This window comes from Streptomyces sp. MST-110588 (assembly GCF_022695595.1).
Classification (GTDB): Bacteria; Actinomycetota; Actinomycetes; order Streptomycetales; family Streptomycetaceae; genus Streptomyces.
In genome coordinates this window covers 2,781,901-2,798,273 of record NZ_CP074380.1, presented here as the reverse complement: position 1 = coordinate 2,798,273, position 16,373 = coordinate 2,781,901, and the positions used below count along the sequence as shown (strand labels likewise).

The 16,373-nt window shown below is 71.4% G+C and carries 13 protein-coding genes and 2 pseudogenes; 13 read left to right on the top strand and 2 right to left on the bottom strand.

The features are described from left to right. Positions 1-102 precede the first annotated feature (102 nt). Positions 103-1,424: pseudogene (locus KGS77_RS12130) on the bottom strand (amino acid deaminase). Between the two features lie 152 nt (positions 1,425-1,576). Here KGS77_RS12130 and KGS77_RS12125 point away from each other — a divergent pair. From KGS77_RS12125 to KGS77_RS12110, 4 genes and pseudogenes are all read left to right on the top strand, one after another. Next, positions 1,577-2,685 (top strand): annotated as a pseudogene (locus tag KGS77_RS12125) (sugar kinase). After that, the gene (locus tag KGS77_RS12120) at positions 2,682-3,455 is read left to right on the top strand and encodes an IclR family transcriptional regulator (protein ID WP_242580923.1); all 774 of its coding nucleotides are present in this window, start codon (positions 2,682-2,684) and stop codon (positions 3,453-3,455) included. Before KGS77_RS12125 ends, KGS77_RS12120 begins: the two are co-directional and overlap by 4 nt. Then, on the top strand, positions 3,452-3,862 hold the full coding sequence (locus tag KGS77_RS12115; protein WP_242580922.1) for a RidA family protein: 411 nt from the start codon (positions 3,452-3,454) through the stop codon (positions 3,860-3,862). Before KGS77_RS12120 ends, KGS77_RS12115 begins: the two co-directional genes overlap by 4 nt. 162 nt (positions 3,863-4,024) lie before the next feature. Beyond that, positions 4,025-5,536, top strand: coding sequence for a gluconate:H+ symporter (locus KGS77_RS12110; RefSeq protein WP_242580920.1), 1,512 nt, complete (start codon positions 4,025-4,027; stop codon positions 5,534-5,536). Between the two features lie 67 nt (positions 5,537-5,603). On the opposite strand, the gene KGS77_RS12105 is transcribed toward KGS77_RS12110, so the two are convergent. After that, positions 5,604-7,040: a M14 family metallopeptidase gene (locus KGS77_RS12105; protein ID WP_242580918.1), complete on the bottom strand. Its 1,437-nt coding sequence runs from the start codon at positions 7,038-7,040 to the stop codon at positions 5,604-5,606. A gap of 221 nt (positions 7,041-7,261) precedes the next feature. Between KGS77_RS12105 and KGS77_RS12100 the strand changes: the two genes are divergently transcribed. The 9 genes from KGS77_RS12100 (at position 7,262) to KGS77_RS12060 (ending at position 16,363) form a co-directional block, all read left to right on the top strand. Further along, positions 7,262-8,209: a serine protease gene (locus KGS77_RS12100; RefSeq protein WP_242580916.1), complete on the top strand. Its 948-nt coding sequence runs from the start codon at positions 7,262-7,264 to the stop codon at positions 8,207-8,209. A gap of 289 nt (positions 8,210-8,498) precedes the next feature. Further along, positions 8,499-9,770 (top strand): hypothetical protein, encoded by a 1,272-nt coding sequence (locus tag KGS77_RS12095; protein ID WP_347404475.1) that lies wholly within the window; start codon positions 8,499-8,501, stop codon positions 9,768-9,770. Beyond that, positions 9,767-10,489, top strand: a complete 723-nt coding sequence (gene cpaB, locus KGS77_RS12090) for a Flp pilus assembly protein CpaB (protein ID WP_242580914.1) — start codon at positions 9,767-9,769, stop codon at positions 10,487-10,489. Before KGS77_RS12095 ends, cpaB begins: the two co-directional genes overlap by 4 nt. A 30-nt stretch (positions 10,490-10,519) precedes the next feature. Beyond that, a complete protein-coding gene (locus KGS77_RS12085; RefSeq protein WP_242580912.1) occupies positions 10,520-12,013 on the top strand; it encodes an AAA family ATPase in 1,494 nt (497 codons plus the stop codon). Positions 12,014-12,016: 3 nt separating this feature from the next. Next, positions 12,017-12,430 carry a TadE/TadG family type IV pilus assembly protein gene (locus tag KGS77_RS12080; RefSeq protein WP_242580910.1) on the top strand — a complete coding sequence of 138 codons (414 nt, stop codon included), beginning with the start codon at positions 12,017-12,019 and terminating at the stop codon, positions 12,428-12,430. Further along, the gene (locus KGS77_RS34970; RefSeq protein ID WP_347404474.1) at positions 12,427-13,026 is read left to right on the top strand and encodes a TadE family protein; all 600 of its coding nucleotides are present in this window, start codon (positions 12,427-12,429) and stop codon (positions 13,024-13,026) included. Before KGS77_RS12080 ends, KGS77_RS34970 begins: the two co-directional genes overlap by 4 nt. Then, a complete protein-coding gene (locus KGS77_RS12070) occupies positions 13,023-14,360 on the top strand; it encodes a CpaF family protein (RefSeq protein WP_242580909.1) in 1,338 nt (445 codons plus the stop codon). Before KGS77_RS34970 ends, KGS77_RS12070 begins: the two co-directional genes overlap by 4 nt. 87 nt (positions 14,361-14,447) lie before the next feature. After that, positions 14,448-15,389, top strand: coding sequence for a type II secretion system F family protein (locus tag KGS77_RS12065; RefSeq protein ID WP_242580908.1), 942 nt, complete (start codon positions 14,448-14,450; stop codon positions 15,387-15,389). A 71-nt stretch (positions 15,390-15,460) separates the two neighbouring features. Then, positions 15,461-16,363: a DUF5936 domain-containing protein gene (locus KGS77_RS12060; protein ID WP_242580907.1), complete on the top strand. Its 903-nt coding sequence runs from the start codon at positions 15,461-15,463 to the stop codon at positions 16,361-16,363. Positions 16,364-16,373 lie beyond the last annotated feature (10 nt).

The window sequence follows — 16,373 nt, the reverse complement described above, 5'->3', positions numbered from 1 at the left end:
TTGCACACGGCCCTGCGGGGAGTCCCCGATACGCCCACGCCCGGCCGTCCCCGAGCTGCCGGTGACTTCTTTCCAACCGGTCCCAAGACCCGGCCGGGCTTGTCAGAAGAACGTGCGGATGTAGTCCGTGACCGTGCCGTCTTGCTCGACCAGTGGGATCAACTGCCATTTGTCGAAGGACGTGCAGGGGTGGGAGAGGCCCAGCGCGACCCAGTCGCCGACCTCCAGGTCCCCGGAGTGTTCGGTGCGCACCCAGGCGTGCTGGTCGGACAGTCCGGTGACGGTCAGGCCGGTCGCGGGGCGCAGGGAGCCGTCCCGGCCGGATCGTACGAGTGCGGGTTGCGGCAGGTCGAGGTCGTACGCCGCGTCCCGCTTGCCCGCGTTGAGGAACGCCTGGTGCGGTGTGGGGCGGGAGACGACCTGCGCCCACAGGCGGAAGGAGGGCTGCAGGGCGCCTTCTTTTGGGGTGCGGTTGAAGGGCGTACGGCGCTGGTAGTGGCCGTCGTCGTGGGTGACGTACGCCCCGGAGCGCAGCAGTTTCAGCAGCGGGCGGCTCAGGGCGGGGGCCTGGTCGAAGACCTCGGCGACCGCGTCGAACCATGAGCTGCCGCCGGCGCTGAGCACGATCTCCTGGAGGTCGGCGAAGCGGCCGGCCTCGTCGAGGGCGACGGTGAGGGCCAGGAGGCGGCGCAGCCAGGCGGTCACCCGTTCGGGTGTGGCGTCCGGTACCTCGGCCTCGTATCCGGCGACGCCGACCAGGCGCAGGGTGTCCACGCCGGCCAGCGCGTCCGCCAGTTCCCTGCATTCGGCTTCCGTACGGACTCCCGTACGTGCCTCCTCGCCCGCGCCCAGTTCGATGACCACGTCCAGGGGGCGCAGGGCGCCGGCCTCGCGCAGGACGGTGTCCATCAGTTCGATGCCGCGCAGCGAGTCGACGTAGCAGATGCAGCGGAAGTCCGGGTCGGCGTCGAGTTCGGCGGCCAGCCAGCGCAGTGCGGCGGCGTCCACCACCTCGTTGGCCAGGAAGATCCGCTGGATGCCGAAGGCGCGGTAGACGCGGACGTGGGCGGGCACGGCGGCGGTGATGCCCCAGGCGCCGTGGGCGAGTTGGCCGGCGAAGAGCTGGGGGACATGGAGGCCTTGCCGTGCGGGGCGAACGCCAGGCCGTGCCGGGAGGTGTAGGTCTCCATGAGGGCGAGGTTGTGCTCGACCGATTCGGCGGACAGGGCGAGGACGGGGGTGAGGAAGCCGCCGGTGAACAGGTTGCGGCGCTCGGCCGTCAGCTCGCCGACGGTCAGGCCCTCGGCGTCCGGGGGGAGGCCCTTGAAGCGGTGGTCGACGCGTTCGTCCGCGAGGGTCGCCAGGTGGGTACGGACGCGGGCCGCCGCGTCGGTGCCTGGTGCGTCCGTCTGCTCCTTGGGCATCGGAGCCTCCTCCCCTGTTGCAGTGTGTGCAACATCCATTGCGTATGACGCTCAGCGCTGTCTAACATCCGAGCCGTTGCCGGGTCAATGGCCGCACACGGTACGGGAACCATGTAAGAAAACGCGCCGCACGGACGTGAGGAGCACCTGAGATGGTCGAGGCCGGCACGGACGTGGTGTGCGTCGGCGAGTCCATGGTCACCTTCCTGCCCTCCGGGCCCGGCCACCGCCTCGCGGACGTGCCGTCCTTCGACCGCGACATCGGTGGTGCCGAGTCCAACGTCGCCTGCGCGCTGGCCCGTACGGGGCACCGCGCCCGCTGGGTCTCCCGGGTCGGCGCCGACCCCTTCGGCGACCACCTCCTGAAGGCCGTCGCCGACAGTGGGGTGGATGTCTCGTACGTGGAGCGCGACCCCGTTCGCCCCACCGGCATCTACTTCCGTACGCACGGGGAGCGCGCCACCGGGATCGAGGGTGAGGAGGGCGCGCCGCTCGCGGAAGTGCTGTACTACCGGAGTGGATCGGCCGCCTCCGCCATGTCGCCGGCCCTGCTGGACGGCGGGGCGCTGTGCGGCGCCCGCATCATCCATGTCACCGGGATCACCGCCGCACTCTCCGGCGGCTGCCTGGAGCTGCTGCGCAGGCTCACCGAGCCGTCCGACGGCCGGCCGACGGTCTCCTTCGACGTCAACTACCGGGCCGTGCTGTGGGCGAACCGCACGGCCGGGGCACCGTCGCCCGGCGTGCTGCTCGACCTCGCGCGCCGCTGCGACCTGGTCTTCGTCGGCGAGGACGAGGCCGCTGCCGCCTGGGGCCTGCACGGTCCGGACGCCGTACGGGCCGCGCTCCCCGAACCCGGCACGCTGGTCGTCAAACAGGCCGGCCAGGGGGTCACCGTCTATGCGCGGCGGGGGAGGGCGCGGAGGCGAGCGTCACCTGTTCCGACACCGTGATCTTCGTTCCCGCTCTCGCGGTGGACGTCGTGGCACCGATAGGCGCCGGTGACGCCTTCGCCGCCGGGTTCCTCTCCGCGACCCTGCGCGGCCTTCCCGTCTTCCGGCGGGCCCGGTACGGCCATCTGATGGCCGCGGCTTCGCTTGTCGTCCCCGGTGACCTGGGCCCGCCTGTATCCCGCGCCCTCGCCGACCGCCTCGCGGCCCTGGACGAGGCGGGCTGGGGGAGACTGCGGCTGCGTCCCGGCTGGACGACGACCGAGAGCGCCGGGGCCGGTACCGCACGGGTGGAGGTCCGTACACCATGAGTCAGACAGTCGACCGCGCGCTGAGCATCCTGCCGCTGCTGGCGGAGGGACCGGCCAACCTCGAACAGGTGGCAGGCCGTCTGGGCGTGCACAAGTCCACCGCGCTGCGCCTGCTGCGCACGCTCCACGCGCACGGCATCGTCTACCGCCAGGCCGACCAGCGTTACCGCCTGGGCGCCCGCCTCTTCGCGCTGGCGCAGGAAGCCGTGGAGAACCTGGACGTCCGCGAGATCGCCCACCCGCACCTGGTGGAACTGAATGAGCAGTGCGGACACACCGTCCACCTCGCGGTGTACGAGGAGAACGAGGTCCTCTACATCGACAAGGTCGAGAGCCGCTATCCCGTACGGATGTACTCCCGCATAGGGAAACCCGTGGCCATCACGGTCGCGGCCGTCGCCAAGCTGCTCCTGGCCGACCTGCCCGAAGCCGAGCGCCGGGCGCTCGCCGAGAAGCTGGACTACCCCGCCTACACGCCCCGTTCGACGCCGAACGCCGCGGCCTTCCTGACGGAGCTGGCCAAGGTACGCGAACAGGGCTGGGCCACCGACCTGGGCGGGCACGAGGAGTCGATCAACTGCGTCGGGGCACCCGTTCGCGGCGCGGACGGGCGGCTGGTCGCCGCCATGTCGGTCTCCGCCCCCAACGTCGTCGTCACCGCCGACGAACTGCTCACGCTGCTCCCGCTGGTGCGCCGTACCGCGGACGCCATCAGCCGGGAGTACTGCGGACACACCCCACAGAGACCCCAGAGGGACATGCGAACATGACCGAGAAGACCGCGATCACCCCGGCCACCCACACCACGCCGCCGGCGAAGTTCTCGCACGGCGTGCGCAAGGGCAACATCCTCCAGGTCGCCGGGCAGGTCGGCTTCCTGCCCGCCGTCGAGGGCCAGGCGCCCACACCGGCCGGCCCGACCCTGCGCGAGCAGACCCTCCAGACCCTCGCCAACGTCGAAGCCGTCCTGGAGGCGGGCGGGGCGACCTGGGACGACGTGATGATGATGCGTGTCTATCTCACCGACGTGGCCCACTTCGCCGAGATGAACGAGATCTACGACGAGTACTTCGAGGCCGCGGACCTCAAGGCGGCACCGGCGGCCCGTACGACGGTCTACGTGGGCCTGCCCGAGGGACTGCTCATCGAGATCGACGCCCTCGCCGTCCTGGACTGAAACGGGACGGAACGGCCCTTGTCCGACAGCGCTCACCGTCTGAACCCGTCTGCCACGTGATCACTGCATCCCGCCCGCCGTACGGCACGGCGCCCCGCACCCCGGGGGCGCCGTGCCGCGCTCCCCCTGCCCAACACCTCCGACCGACCACGGAGTCACCTCATGGTTCTCGCGGCCCCCTCGGTCCTCGCCCCGCCGCCCCCACCCCCGCACACCGGCGGGCTGCTCGCCCTGGTCCCCGGCACGCCCGGCCTGCTGACGGTCGCCGCCCTGGGCGTCGCCCTGCTCCTGTTCCTCATCGTCAAGGTCCGGCTCCAGCCGTTCGTCGCGCTGCTCGCCGTCTCCGTCGCCGTCGGCCTGGGCGCCGGTCTCTCCGTCACCGAACTCTTCGGTACGGTGCAGAAGTCCGACGCCACCTCGCTCATCGAGTCCGGCATGGGCGGCATCCTCGGGCATGTCGCCGTCATCATCGGCCTGGGCACCATGCTCGGCGCGATCCTGGAGGTCTCCGGCGGCGCCGAGGTCCTCTCCGGCCGCCTCATGGGCCTGTTCGGCGAGCGGCGGGCCCCGCTGGCCATGGGACTGACCGGCCTGCTGTTCGGCATCCCGGTCTTCTTCGACGTCGGCGTCTTCGTCCTGGCGCCGATCGTGTACGCCGTCGCCAAGCGGAGCGGGAAATCGGTCCTGCTGTTGTGCATGCCGCTGCTGGCGGGCCTGTCGATGACCCACGCCTTCCTGCCGCCGCACCCCGGCCCGGTCGCCGCGGCCGGCCTGCTCGGCGTGGAGCTGGGCTGGGTCGTCCTGATGGGGGTCGTCTGCGGCGTACCGGCCGTCCTCGCCGCGTGGGGGTACGCCGCCTGGATCGGCCGGCGGGTCTTCGTCCCCGTACCGCAGGACATGGCCGAGGCCGCCGAGGAGGCCAGAGCGGCCGTCGTCGCCGAGCAACGGGCGGCCGGGCCGGCACCTGCCGGGAAACCGGCTCCCGGGGCGGCGGCGCGGGAGGAGCCGGTGGCTCTGGGCACCGTCCTGGCCGTCATCGGCACCCCGCTGCTGCTGATCCTCGGGGCGACCTTCTCCTCCGTGGCCCTGAAACCCTCGACCCCGCGCTCCGTCGTGGAGTTCCTCGGCCACCCCTTCGTGGCCCTGACGATCGGCCTGCTGATGGCGTACTACCTGCTGGGCATCCGCCGCGGCTGGTCGCGCCGGTCCCTGGAGACCGTCTCCACCGCCTCCCTCAAGCCCGTCGGCAACATCATCCTGGTCGTCGGCGCGGGCGGCGTCTTCGGCGCCGTACTGAAGGGCAGCGGCGTGGCCGACGCGCTCTCCGCGACCTTCCAGGACGTCGGTCTGCCGGTCGTGCTGCTCGCCTGGCTGGTCTCCGTCGTCCTGCGCGTCGCCCAGGGCTCGGCCACCGTCGCCATCGTCACCACGGCCGGCATCGTGCTGCCGCTGGTCGAGGGCCACGGACTCTCCCAGCCGCACCTGGCCCTCGTCATCATGGCCATTTCGGCGGGTTCGATCTTCGCCTCGCACGTCAACGACGGCGGTTTCTGGATCGTCGCCAAGTACTTCGGCATCAGCGAGCGCGACACCCTGAAGTCCTGGACCGTTCTGGAATCGGTGCTCTCGGTGACCGGCTTCGCGGTCGCGGCGCTGGTGAGCCTGGCCGTGTAGAGCTCGCGGCGGTCCGTCGGTGCCGACGCCGAGGTACGCGTCGGCACCGACGGACACCGTGGAGTCGTCAGCCGGCCTTGGACTTGCAGTACTGGTTCTCCTTGCCGATGGAGCGGTACATGCAGTCGCTGTTCTCCAGGAGCTGGAGCACCGCGTCACGGTTGCGGGCGGTCTCCCGGGCGATCACCGTGTCGCGCGGGTAGAACCCGCCCTGGCTCGCGGAGGCGGGGAACATCTCGAAGGTGTACGCGAAGATCTTCTGGTTGCCCCAGAGCCAGTCGTCGATCGACCCGTCGGTGATGTAGAGGTCGCTGGACTGCTCCGGCGTGTAGCCGTTGCTCGCGGCCATCTTGCGGCCGACGGTGGCGAAGGCGTCGCGGTCGTCCTGGGTCATGCCGGGCGCGGTGTCGCTGTAGGTGTATCCGTACGGCCACAGCACCAGTTCGCTGTAGGTGTGGAAGTCGATGGCCGTCTTTATCTGCTGCCTGCCGCCAATGATCCGGCCGCGTACGAAGTCGCTGACGACCTTCACCTCGGGCGCGGAGGCGGGGGCGGGGCCGCGGTAGGTCTCGGAGCCGGTGCTGCCGGAAGAGCCGCCGCAGCACCCCCACTTGAAGTCCCAGTTGCGGTTGAGGTCCGTGCCGACGTTGGACGAACCCGCGTTGGGCTGGCGGTTCTTGCGCCAGCTCCGGAAGGAGCCGGTGGCGATGTCGTACGCGCCGCCGTCCGGATTGACGTCCGGGATGATCCAGACCTCCCGCGAGTCGAGCATCTTGGTGATGCGGGAGTCGCTGCCGTACTTCGAGGTCAGCTCGTTGAGCAGGTAGAGCGACATTTCGACGGTGAGGTGCTCGCGGGCGTGCTGGTGGGCGGTGAAGAGCACCTCGGGCTCGTTCTCGTCCTGGGCGACGTTCTTGCTGAGCTTCAGCGCCAGGATGTCGCGGCCCTCATAGGACTTGCCGATGACCTGCTTGCTCAGGAGTGACGGGTACCGGGCGACGAGTGTGTTGATCTCCGCCATCGTCTCGGCGTAGTTGTGGTACTTCGTGTAGCCGGGCGGGAAGTCCTTGATCCGGCCGCCCGTGCCCGGTCCCGCGCCGGTGCCGCTGCCGGGCGGGGCGGGCAGCGGCTTGAGCCGGTAGCCCAGCCGGCGTACGAGTTCGGCCTGCGCGGTGTCCGCGGTGATGACCACCGACCGCCCGTGGACCTCGTCGACGGCCACACCCGTCGAGGCGAGGGCGGAGCGCTGCCGGGCGGTGGCGGGCCCGGTCACCTCGTACTGCCGGGGACGGCCCTCGTCCCGTACGGCGTGGCCGGAGGCGACCGTCCGCTGCCGGTCCGGGCTGCTGCGGTGGCCCGCGCCGGGGGAGTCCTGGGCCTGGGCGGCGACGGGGGCGGCGAGGGCGAGGGAGAGGAGGGCGGCGAGGACGGGGGTCCGTCTGCCGGGTTTCCAGGGGATTGTCCGGAAGGGGGTTCTCCGGGAGGGGGGTGTCCGAGGTCGCATGCGATCTCCTGGGGGGGGTGAGATGTGAGTCGAGCGACGGCGTCAGTGTTCGGCGTTGGCATGGCTTGGTCAAGGCGTGCGACGGCCAAACTCCCGGGTGGTTAATCCGCCAACTTCCGCGGTACGTAACGCGGTTCGTTGCCAGCTACCCCGTACGCCCCAACAATGCGCACGACACAGTCGGAGGAAATCCGGTTACGGAATCTGAGAGGACCCCACACATGAAGCGACCTCTCGTCGGCGTCCTGGCCACGGCCGTCCTGGGATCCGCCGCCCTGATGAGCGCCGCCGGACCGGCCTGCGCCTCGTCCCCGACGACCGCCTCATCGCCGTCTTCCCCCTCTTCGCCGCCTTCCCCCTCCTCGCCCTCGTTCGTCTCGTCCGCCGGTCAGCAGACCACCGCGTCCGCCAGGCCGAAGGCCGTGGATTTCGCCGGCACCGTGGCGCTCGGCGGCTGTTCGGGCTCGGTGATCCGGCTGCCGTCCTCGGAGGGCGACGACCCGGCGCTGGTCATGTCCAACGGTCACTGCATCGAGCCCGGCATGCCCCACGCCGGCGAGGTCGTCGTCGACCGGCCCTCCACCCGTACCTTCACCCTGCTCGACGCGAAAGCGAACAGCGTGGCCACCCTCAAGGCCACCAAGATCGCTTACGCGACCATGACCGACACCGACATCTCCCTGTACGAACTCACCGACACCTACGACCAGATCAAGAAGCGGTACGGGATCAAGGCGCTGCCGCTGTCCGCCGCCCACCCCCGTAAGGGCGCCGCCATCAGCGTCGTCTCCGGGTACTGGAAGAAGATCTACTCCTGCGCCATCGACGGCTTCGTCTACCGGATGAAGGAAGGCGAGTGGACCTGGAAGGACTCGGTCCGCTACACCCCCGCCTGCCAGACCATCGGCGGCACCTCCGGCTCACCGGTGATCGACGACGCCACCGGCAAGGTCGTGGCCGTCAACAACACGGGCAACGAGGACGGCGAGCGCTGCACGTTCAACAACCCGTGCGAGATCGACGAGAAGGGGAACGTGACCGTGCGCAAGGGCATCAACTACGCCCAGCAGACGTACGGCATACCCAGGTGCTTCGCGGACGGGAACAAGCTGGACCTGGACCGGCCCGGGTGCCGACTGCCCAGGCCGGCGGAGGACGACCGGCGCTGACCGGCGTTCCGGGCCGGGTGCCAGGCGCCCGGCCCGGGGCCTGTCCTCCCGTTCCGCCTTCTTCCGGGCCCGTACGGATTCCGGCCAAGATCACGTCAAGATCCGCTCCGGAAGCGGCCGTTCCCCCGCCGGCCGGGTGATGGTTGATGGTCATGACGAGTACTCCGGAACGTGTTCTCTGCGGCGTATCTCGTGGATAAAGTGCTGAGCCAAGAGCGCCGAAGGCGCAGTGCTGTGCCGATCCACGGCCCCGGGTGCCCCGGTGGCCACAGTGAGTGGGGGACGCCACGTGCCGACCGCGACCGCAGTCACCAGCGCCGACCTCGCGCTGCCCGCCGCCGACCGGCAGACCCCCGCCGCCGTCGTCCTCCCGCCGCCGCACGCCCAGCCGCTGGACGACGCGCTGACGGAGACCAGCGCCGTACTGGAACACCACGGCCATCTGGTCGTCCTGTGCTCCTCCGCGTGCCCGCCGGCCCATGTCCGCCGGCTGCACACCCTCCGGGCCGTCCTGGAGAGCGAGCGGATCGCGATCGTGCCGCTGGCCCTGCCGCCGCTCGCCGTCGCCGTACTCGCCCGCCAGTTACGGCAGTTGTCGCTGTGCGACCTCGGCCCCGGCGTGCTGGCCTGCGCCGCCCGGCTGCTGGCCCACTACATCCACGCCGGGGCGCTGCTGGGCAGCGTCACCGGCCTGGACGCGGTCGAGGTGGACCTGCGGACGCATCTGACCTCCTGGCTCCCCGGTACGCGCTTCGCGGCACTGGCCGCGCCCCGGCCCCAGCTCGTACGGGTCGACCGGAACAGCACGGAAGCCGGACTGCCCGGGCCCGGGTACGTCACCGAACTGGCCGTGGCCCACGGTCGGACGGCCCGCGGCAGACCGGCCGGTGACTGGGTCGAGACCGTGCTCGCCCCGGAGTGGCAGGTACGGGACGTGTACGAGACACGGCTGCCGGCCGAGTCCGCGGCCTGGTGGGGCACGCGCAAACTGGTCGAGTTCGCGGCGGCCATCCCGGATCTCTCCGTCCTCCACCAGTTGGTGTCGTCCGTCCGCAGGGAGGAGTGCCGTTGGTGCGGGCTGGAACTGATCGGCGACCGGTGTGCCTTCTGCTCGGCGCCGGTGACGGGCGGGGGTCCGGGTTCCGGTGCGGGCGCGGGTTCGTGCTCGGGCGCGGGGTCGCGCTCGGGTTCGGGCGAAAGCGCCGGTACGGGTACGGGTTCCCGTACGTCAACGGGCTCCGGCACGGCCACCGGCCCCCGTACCGGTATCTACCCGGCCACCACGGCGGCTGTGGAAGCCGCCCCGCCCACGCACTCACCGCCCGGCCCGCCCGCCGCCCCTGCCGCTCCCGGCCCTCCCGACCCCCTCGTCCCTGCGGCAGCGCGGTCTGTCGCCGGTCGCGCCCTCGGGCGTCACGGACCGGCGGACCGTGGAACGCGTGCGCTGAGGCCGCCGCCGGCCGGGCGTACCGCCACGGCCGGACCGCCCGACGCCGGAGTCCCCGCCCACGCCCTGGAGTCCCCCGCCCGCCCCGCTCCGAACGAGGTCCGCCACCTATGAACTCACGTCAGCGCCGCGGAGTGATCCTGCTGCTCCTGTCGGCCCTCTGCGCGATCGGCGCGTTCGTCGGCGTACTGTCGGTGATCCGTAACGTGGAGTCCAAGGTCGGACCCGAGGCCGTCGCGTACCGGCTCAAGGCGCAGGTGCCGGCCTATGAGGCACTGAACCCGGGGCAGTTCGAGAAGGTGGCGATGCCCGAGCGGTGGCTGCCGCCCACCGCCGTCACCGATCTGGACCGGATCCGGGGCAAGATCGCCGCGACCCCGCTGCACAAGGGATCGCTCCTCCAGGACGACATGATCGTCGCGCGTCCGGCGCTCAAGCCGGGGCAGCAGGAGATCGCCATCATGATCGACGCGGCCACGGGCGTGGCGGGCAAGATCAACGCGGGGGCGCGGGTCAACATCTACGCCACCTTTGAGGGCAGACGCCCGCAGGACAAGCCGGTGTCCAAGCTGATCGTCGCGAACGTCCAGGTCATCGACGTGGGCAAGCTGACGCCGCTGTCCAAGGACCCGGGAGAGACGCCCCGTGCGGGCAGTACGCGGCGGGCCACCGAAGCCGTACCGATCACCTTCGCCCTGGAAACCAAGGACGCCCAGCGCGTCGCCTACGCGGAGTCCTTCGCCTCCCACGTACGACTCGCCCTGGTCGCCCCCGGCGGCGACGGCACCGTTCCGCCCGGCGACCGCACCTACACCCTCGACGGCGACAAGTAACACGGAGGCACAAGTGACCCGGAGGCACAGGTGACCATCCGCATCCTCCCGGCAGTCGGTGACCCCGACGCCGCCCGAGCCGTTTACTCGCTGCTCAGCCAGTTGCCGGACGCCGAGCCCGGCGCCCCGGTCACCGACTCCACCAGCCTCCTGAACACCCTGGCGCAGGCCGCGGGCGCGGGCCGTCCGCCCGCCGAGGCGTCCCTCATACAGCCGTCCGCCGCTCCGCCGCCCGTCTCCTCCCCCGCCGCCGGACCGGGCGTCCCGGGCCCCGCCGCCCCCTCCGGCGCGTTCCTGCCCGCCGTACCGTCCCGGCCGCCCGTCGGCTCCGTACAGGAACTCCCCGAAGTCGTCCTCGTCCACGAGCGCATCGGTCCGGTGCCCGCGCTGGAGCTGATCCGCGAGGTGGCGCTGCGTTTTCCCGCCGTCGGCGTCGTCCTGATCACCGCCGACACCGGCCCGGCCCTCTTCTCCGCCGCCATGGACGCGGGCGCGCGGGGCATCGTCGCGCTCCCTGTGGGGTACGAGGAACTGGCGGCCCGGGTGCGGGCGGCGGCCCAGTGGGCAACCGGCGTACGGGCCCATCTCGGCGGCGCCACCGAGGCGTTCAGCGGTCCGAGCGGCACGCTGGTCACCGTCACCGGCGCCAAGGGCGGGGTGGGCGCCACCGTCACCGCCGTCCAGCTCGCACTGGCCGCACGCGCCGCCGGGCGCGCCGTGGCGCTGGTGGACATGGACCTCCAGTCGGGGGACATCGCCTCCTATCTGGACGTACAGTTCCGCCGCTCCATCGTCGACCTGGCCGGCATCCAGGACATCTCCCCCCGCGTCCTCCAGGACGCCGTACACGCCCATCACACCGGCCTCGGGCTGCTGCTGGCCCCCGAGGAGGGCGAGCGCGGGGAAGAGATCGACGACCGCGCGGCCCGCCAGATCCTGGCCGCGCTGCGCGCCCGGTACGAGGTCGTGGTGGTGGACTGCGGCGCGCAGATGCAGTCGGCCAACGCCGCCGCCGTCGAACTGGCCGATGTGGCACTGCTGGTGACGACCCCGGACGTGGTGTGTGTACGGGCCGCCAAGCGACTCGTACGGCTGTGGGACCGGCTGCGCATCCGCAAGGCACAGGACACCACGACCGTCGTCAACCGCCTCACCCGTAACACCGAGATCCAGCCGCCGCTCGTCGAGAAGGCCACCGGCACGAAAGTCGCCCGTACGCCGGTGCCCGCCGGCTTCAAGGAACTCCAGCCGTGCGTCGACGCGGGCCGGATGCAGGACCTGGACGGCCGGTCCGCGGTCCGGCAGGCGCTGTGGGCGCTGGCGGGGGAACTGGGCCTGATCGAGGCTCCGGCCGCCCGCCAGGGGCGCGGCAGCCATCGGGCCCGTACGCCACTGACCGGGCGCCGGCGCAAGGCGCTGACCGCCGGGCAGCCGGGCACGGAGGGCGCCGGCGGGCCGGGGGGCGTCGCGTCCGGGGGCGCACCGGGACAACTGGGCTTCTCCCGGCCGTACGGGGAGGGCTGAGGGGTGCGGGGAGCGGCGCGGGGGCTGCTGCGGGGCGTATGCGCAGGGCGCGGCGGCCGGGACCGGGGGCAGGTCTCCGTCGAGTTCCTGGGGATCGCGCCCCTGATCCTGATCGTGCTTGCGCTGCTGTGGCAGTTCGTGCTCATCGGCTACACGTACTCGCTCGCCGGGCACGCCGCGGACCGGGGCGCCCGCAGCGGGACGGCCACGGAGACCGGTGGCGAGGCGGCTTGCCAGGCGGCGGCCATGAAGGACCTGCCGGACGCCTGGAGCGCCGGGGCGGACATCGAATGTGCCCCCGCCGGTGACCTGTGGAAGGCGCGGGTAGGACTTGCGGTGCCGGTGCTCTTTCCCGGTGCCGCGAATTTCCCGTGGCGGGTCATCGGTACGGCCGGCGCCGTGAAGGAGGGGCCATGAGCAGGGCGGGCAGCAGGGCTACGAGTACGAGCGGCGGGCGATGGCGGCGCCGGGACCGTGCCCGGGGTCGTGACCGTGCCCGGAACCGTGACCGTGCCCGGGGGCGCGACCGCGGGACCGTCTCGATCGAATTCCTCGGCTTCCTGCCCATTCTCCTGGCCATCGCACTGGGCGTGGTGCAGCTCGGCATCGCCGCGTACGCCGTCCAGCAGGCAGGTACGGGAGCACGGGCGGCGGCCCGGGCGTACTCGCAGGACAAGGCCGACAGCGCGGCCGACCCGGAGGCGGTGGGCAGGGCGGCGATGAGCGGCTGGGTCGGCGAAAGGGCGAACTTCGCCGGTGGGCCGGGCGGTGACCAGGTAGAGGTGACGGTGACCGTGGAGATCCCGTCGGTCATCCCGGGCGTCGATCATTTGGGGACGGCGGCCCGCAGCGCCACCATGCCGCTGCCCGACACGGAGGACGGTACGGCTCCCGGCCCCGGCCCGGGCACGGCCGTATACGTCAGCACACGTACCGAGACCGGCCACGGCACAGGCACAACGACAGGCACAAGCACAAGCACAGGCACCCCGAAGGAATCACGGACCCCATGAGCCTCAAAGCCCGCATCGTCGCGCCCGAGGTCCCCGTGGCGGCCCGCGAGGACGGCCACCCCGTCGCCGTCTACCGCGCCAAGCTGCTCGAAGAGATCGACCTCGCCGAGATGTCCTCGCTGGCGGCGGCCGAGCGCCGGATCCGCCTGGAACGCGTACTGGGCCACATCATCAGCCGCGAGGGCCCGGTCCTGTCCACCGCCGAGCGCTCCCAGCTCATCCGCCGCGTCGTGGACGAGGCGCTGGGCCTGGGCGTGCTGGAGCCGCTGCTCGAAGACGCCTCCATCACCGAGATCATGGTCAACGGGCCGGACCAGGTGTACGTCGAGCGGTCCGGCCGGGTGGAACTCGTACCCGTCCGCTTCGCCTCCCACGAGCAGCTCATGCAGACGATCGAACGCATCGTCTCCACCGTCAACCGCCGGGTGGACGAGTCCAACCCGATGGTCGACGCCCGGCTGCCGTCCGGTGAGCGGGTCAACGTCATCATCCCGCCGCTCGCCCTGAACGGCGCCACGCTCACCATCCGCCGCTTCCCGCGTGCGTACACCCTGCCGGAACTGATCGGCATGGGAACGCTGGACGACCAGATGGTGATGCTGCTGGCCGGGCTCGTACGGGCCAAGTTCAACGTGGTCGTCTCCGGCCCGACCGGCGCCGGGAAGACCACTCTCCTCAACGCCCTCTCCGGTCTGATCCCCGAGGGCGAACGTGTCATCACGGTCGAGGACGCCGCCGAACTCCAGCTCCAGCAGACCCATGTGATCCGCCTGGAGTCCCGGCCGCCGAACGTCGAGGGCAAGGGCCGTATCACCATCCGCGACCTCGTACGCAACTCCCTGCGCATGCGCCCCGACCGCATCATCGTCGGCGAGGTGCGGGGCGGCGAGACGCTCGACATGCTCCAGGCGATGTCCACCGGCCACGACGGCTCACTGGCCACCGTGCATGCCAACAGCGCCGAGGACGCCCTGATGCGCCTCCAGACGCTCGCCTCCATGTCGGACGTCAAGATCCCCTTCGAGGCACTGCGGGACCAGATCAACAGTGCCGTCGACTGCATCATCCAGCTCGGCCGGCACGCCGACGGCTCCCGCCGTATCGCCGAGATCGCCATCCTGGACTCACGCGGCCACGAGGACTACCGGCTCGCCACCGTCTGCCGCTTCGAGGCCGATCCCATGGGCGCGGACCGCGTCGTACACGGCAGGTTCGGGTACTTCCCGCTGCCGCGCACCGTCGCGGAGCGCCTGTACATGGCGAACGAGCCGGTGCCGCCGGCCTTCGGCGTCGCCGACTCCGCCGACCAGCTCGCCACCAGAGAAGCCAGGTAGCCGATGACCGCCCTTCCCTCTCTCCCGCATGCCTCACTTCCTCCACTTCCTCTGCCTTCATCACGTTCCTCGCTCGCCTCTTCGGCCATGGGCGGCCCCGCCCTCCTGACCCTCGGCGTGGCCCTGCTGGCCGCCGTCCTGGCCGTCATCGGCGTACGCACGTACGCGGCCGGGCGGGAGCGGCGCCAAGCCTTCGTCGACCGCCTCGCGGACGACGGCCACGGCCGCCCCCGCGACGGCACCCGCCGCCGCTTCCCGTCCCTGGACCGCAGGCTGCGCGCCACCCGGGCCGGCCGCCGCCTGGAACTGCGGCTGGCGGCCACCGGGCTGGCGGTGACCCCCGGCGAATTCCTCGTCGGCATGCTCGCCGCGGTCACCGGCCTGTGGCTGGTCGCCCATGTCACCCTGGCGCCCTTCTTCGGCCCGCTCGCCGCCGCCGTCGCCGTCTGGTCCGCCTTCGCCTTCCTGAACTGGCAGCGCCAAAAGCGCATAGAGAAGTTCATCAACCAGCTCCCGGAGCTGTCCCGCATCCTGGCCAACGCCACCCAGGCGGGCCTGGCCCTGCGTACGGCCCTGGGCATGGCGGCGGAAGAACTGGAGGCCCCGGCCGGCGAGGAACTGGCCAAGGTCTCGGACAAGCTCGCCGTCGGCCACTCCATCGACGACGCGCTGGGCGAGCTCGCCGAACGCCTGCCCTCCCGCGAACTCGTCGTGCTCGTCACCACATTGGTGCTCTCCAACCGGGCGGGCGGGGCGGTCGTCGGCTCGCTGCGCAACCTGACCAAGACCCTGGAGGAGCGCAAGGAGACCCGGCGGGAGGTCCGCACCCAGCTCTCCCAGGTCGTCGTCACCGCCTACGTCGTACCGCTGCTGGGCATCGGCACCCTGCTCCTGATGAACAAGATCGCGCCGGGCGCCATCGACCGAATGACCTCCACCTTCCTCGGACAGGCCGCCGTGGTGGCCGCCTTCGCGCTCTACGCCCTCGGCTTCTTCCTCATCCGCCGCTTCTCCAAGATCGACGTCTGACGCCCCACCCCGAGCAGGCCCACCTCAACCCGTCTCCCTCCGTTTCCTCCCGTCCCCAAAGGCACACACCCATGGGAATCCCCGGCATCGGCTTCCTCCTCGCCCTCACCCTCGGCCTGTCCGTAGCGGGCATCTGCTACGGCATCGCCCTCTACCGCCGCGAGGCCAGGCTCCCCCCGGACATCGCCCTCGCCCTGGAGGTCGGCTCCTCCCGTACGACGGTCGTGGGCTCGGCGGTGGACCGGGCGGGCATGCGGTACGCGCCGCTCGTCCTACGCCTGATGGGGGACAAGCGCGTCGCCAAGCTCCGCAGACGCATCGATCTGGCCGGCAACCCCGGCGGCCTGACGGTCGACCGCTACGCCGCCCGCCGCGCCGTCTACGGCTTCCTGGGGTTCGGCGGCGCGCTGGTGATGTTTCTGCGCGCACAGCCCGTCCTCGGCGTCCTGCTCGTTCTCTTCGGCTTCTTCTGGAACGAGGTCGGCATCTGGGCCGCCATTCGCCAACGCAAGGACACCATCGAGCGAACACTGCCCGACTTCCTGGATGTGCTGGCCGTGGTCGTCAGCGCGGGGCTGAGTTTCCGCCAGGCCCTGGACCGGGTGGCGGACAAGTACGAGGGCCCCTGGGCCGACGAACTGCGCATCACCCTGCGCCAGATGGACATGGGCGTCAGCCGGCGCGAGGCGTTCGAGGAACTGCGCAGACGCAACGACTCCGAGCAGGTCGCCCAGTTCGTCACCGCACTTCAGCAGGGCGAGGAACTCGGCTCGCCCATCGTCGACACGCTCATCCAGATCGCCGACGACATGCGCCGCACCGACGCCCAGAACGCCCGCCGCCGGGCCGCCCGCGCCGTACCCAAGGCCACCATGGTCATCACGACGTTCATGGTCCCGGGCACGATGATCCTCCTCATCGCGGGCTTCTTCCTCGGCTCCGGCACCGACTTCGGCTCCTTCATAGGGGACTGACATGCCCACA

Excerpts from the sequence above, each read along its gene's own strand:
- KGS77_RS12120 (WP_242580923.1), top strand. The coding sequence starts at position 2,682 with ATGAGTCAGACAGTCGACCGCGCGCTGAGCATCCTGCCGCTGCTGGCG.
- KGS77_RS12115 (WP_242580922.1), top strand. The coding sequence starts at position 3,452 with ATGACCGAGAAGACCGCGATCACCCCGGCCACCCACACCACGCCGCCG.
- KGS77_RS12110 (WP_242580920.1), top strand. The coding sequence starts at position 4,025 with ATGGTTCTCGCGGCCCCCTCGGTCCTCGCCCCGCCGCCCCCACCCCCG.
- KGS77_RS12105 (WP_242580918.1), bottom strand. The coding sequence starts at position 7,040 with ATGCGACCTCGGACACCCCCCTCCCGGAGAACCCCCTTCCGGACAATC.
- KGS77_RS12100 (WP_242580916.1), top strand. The coding sequence starts at position 7,262 with ATGAAGCGACCTCTCGTCGGCGTCCTGGCCACGGCCGTCCTGGGATCC.
- cpaB (WP_242580914.1), top strand. The coding sequence starts at position 9,767 with ATGAACTCACGTCAGCGCCGCGGAGTGATCCTGCTGCTCCTGTCGGCC.
- KGS77_RS34970 (WP_347404474.1), top strand. The coding sequence starts at position 12,427 with ATGAGCAGGGCGGGCAGCAGGGCTACGAGTACGAGCGGCGGGCGATGG.
- KGS77_RS12070 (WP_242580909.1), top strand. The coding sequence starts at position 13,023 with ATGAGCCTCAAAGCCCGCATCGTCGCGCCCGAGGTCCCCGTGGCGGCC.
- KGS77_RS12065 (WP_242580908.1), top strand. The coding sequence starts at position 14,448 with ATGGGCGGCCCCGCCCTCCTGACCCTCGGCGTGGCCCTGCTGGCCGCC.
- KGS77_RS12060 (WP_242580907.1), top strand. The coding sequence starts at position 15,461 with ATGGGAATCCCCGGCATCGGCTTCCTCCTCGCCCTCACCCTCGGCCTG.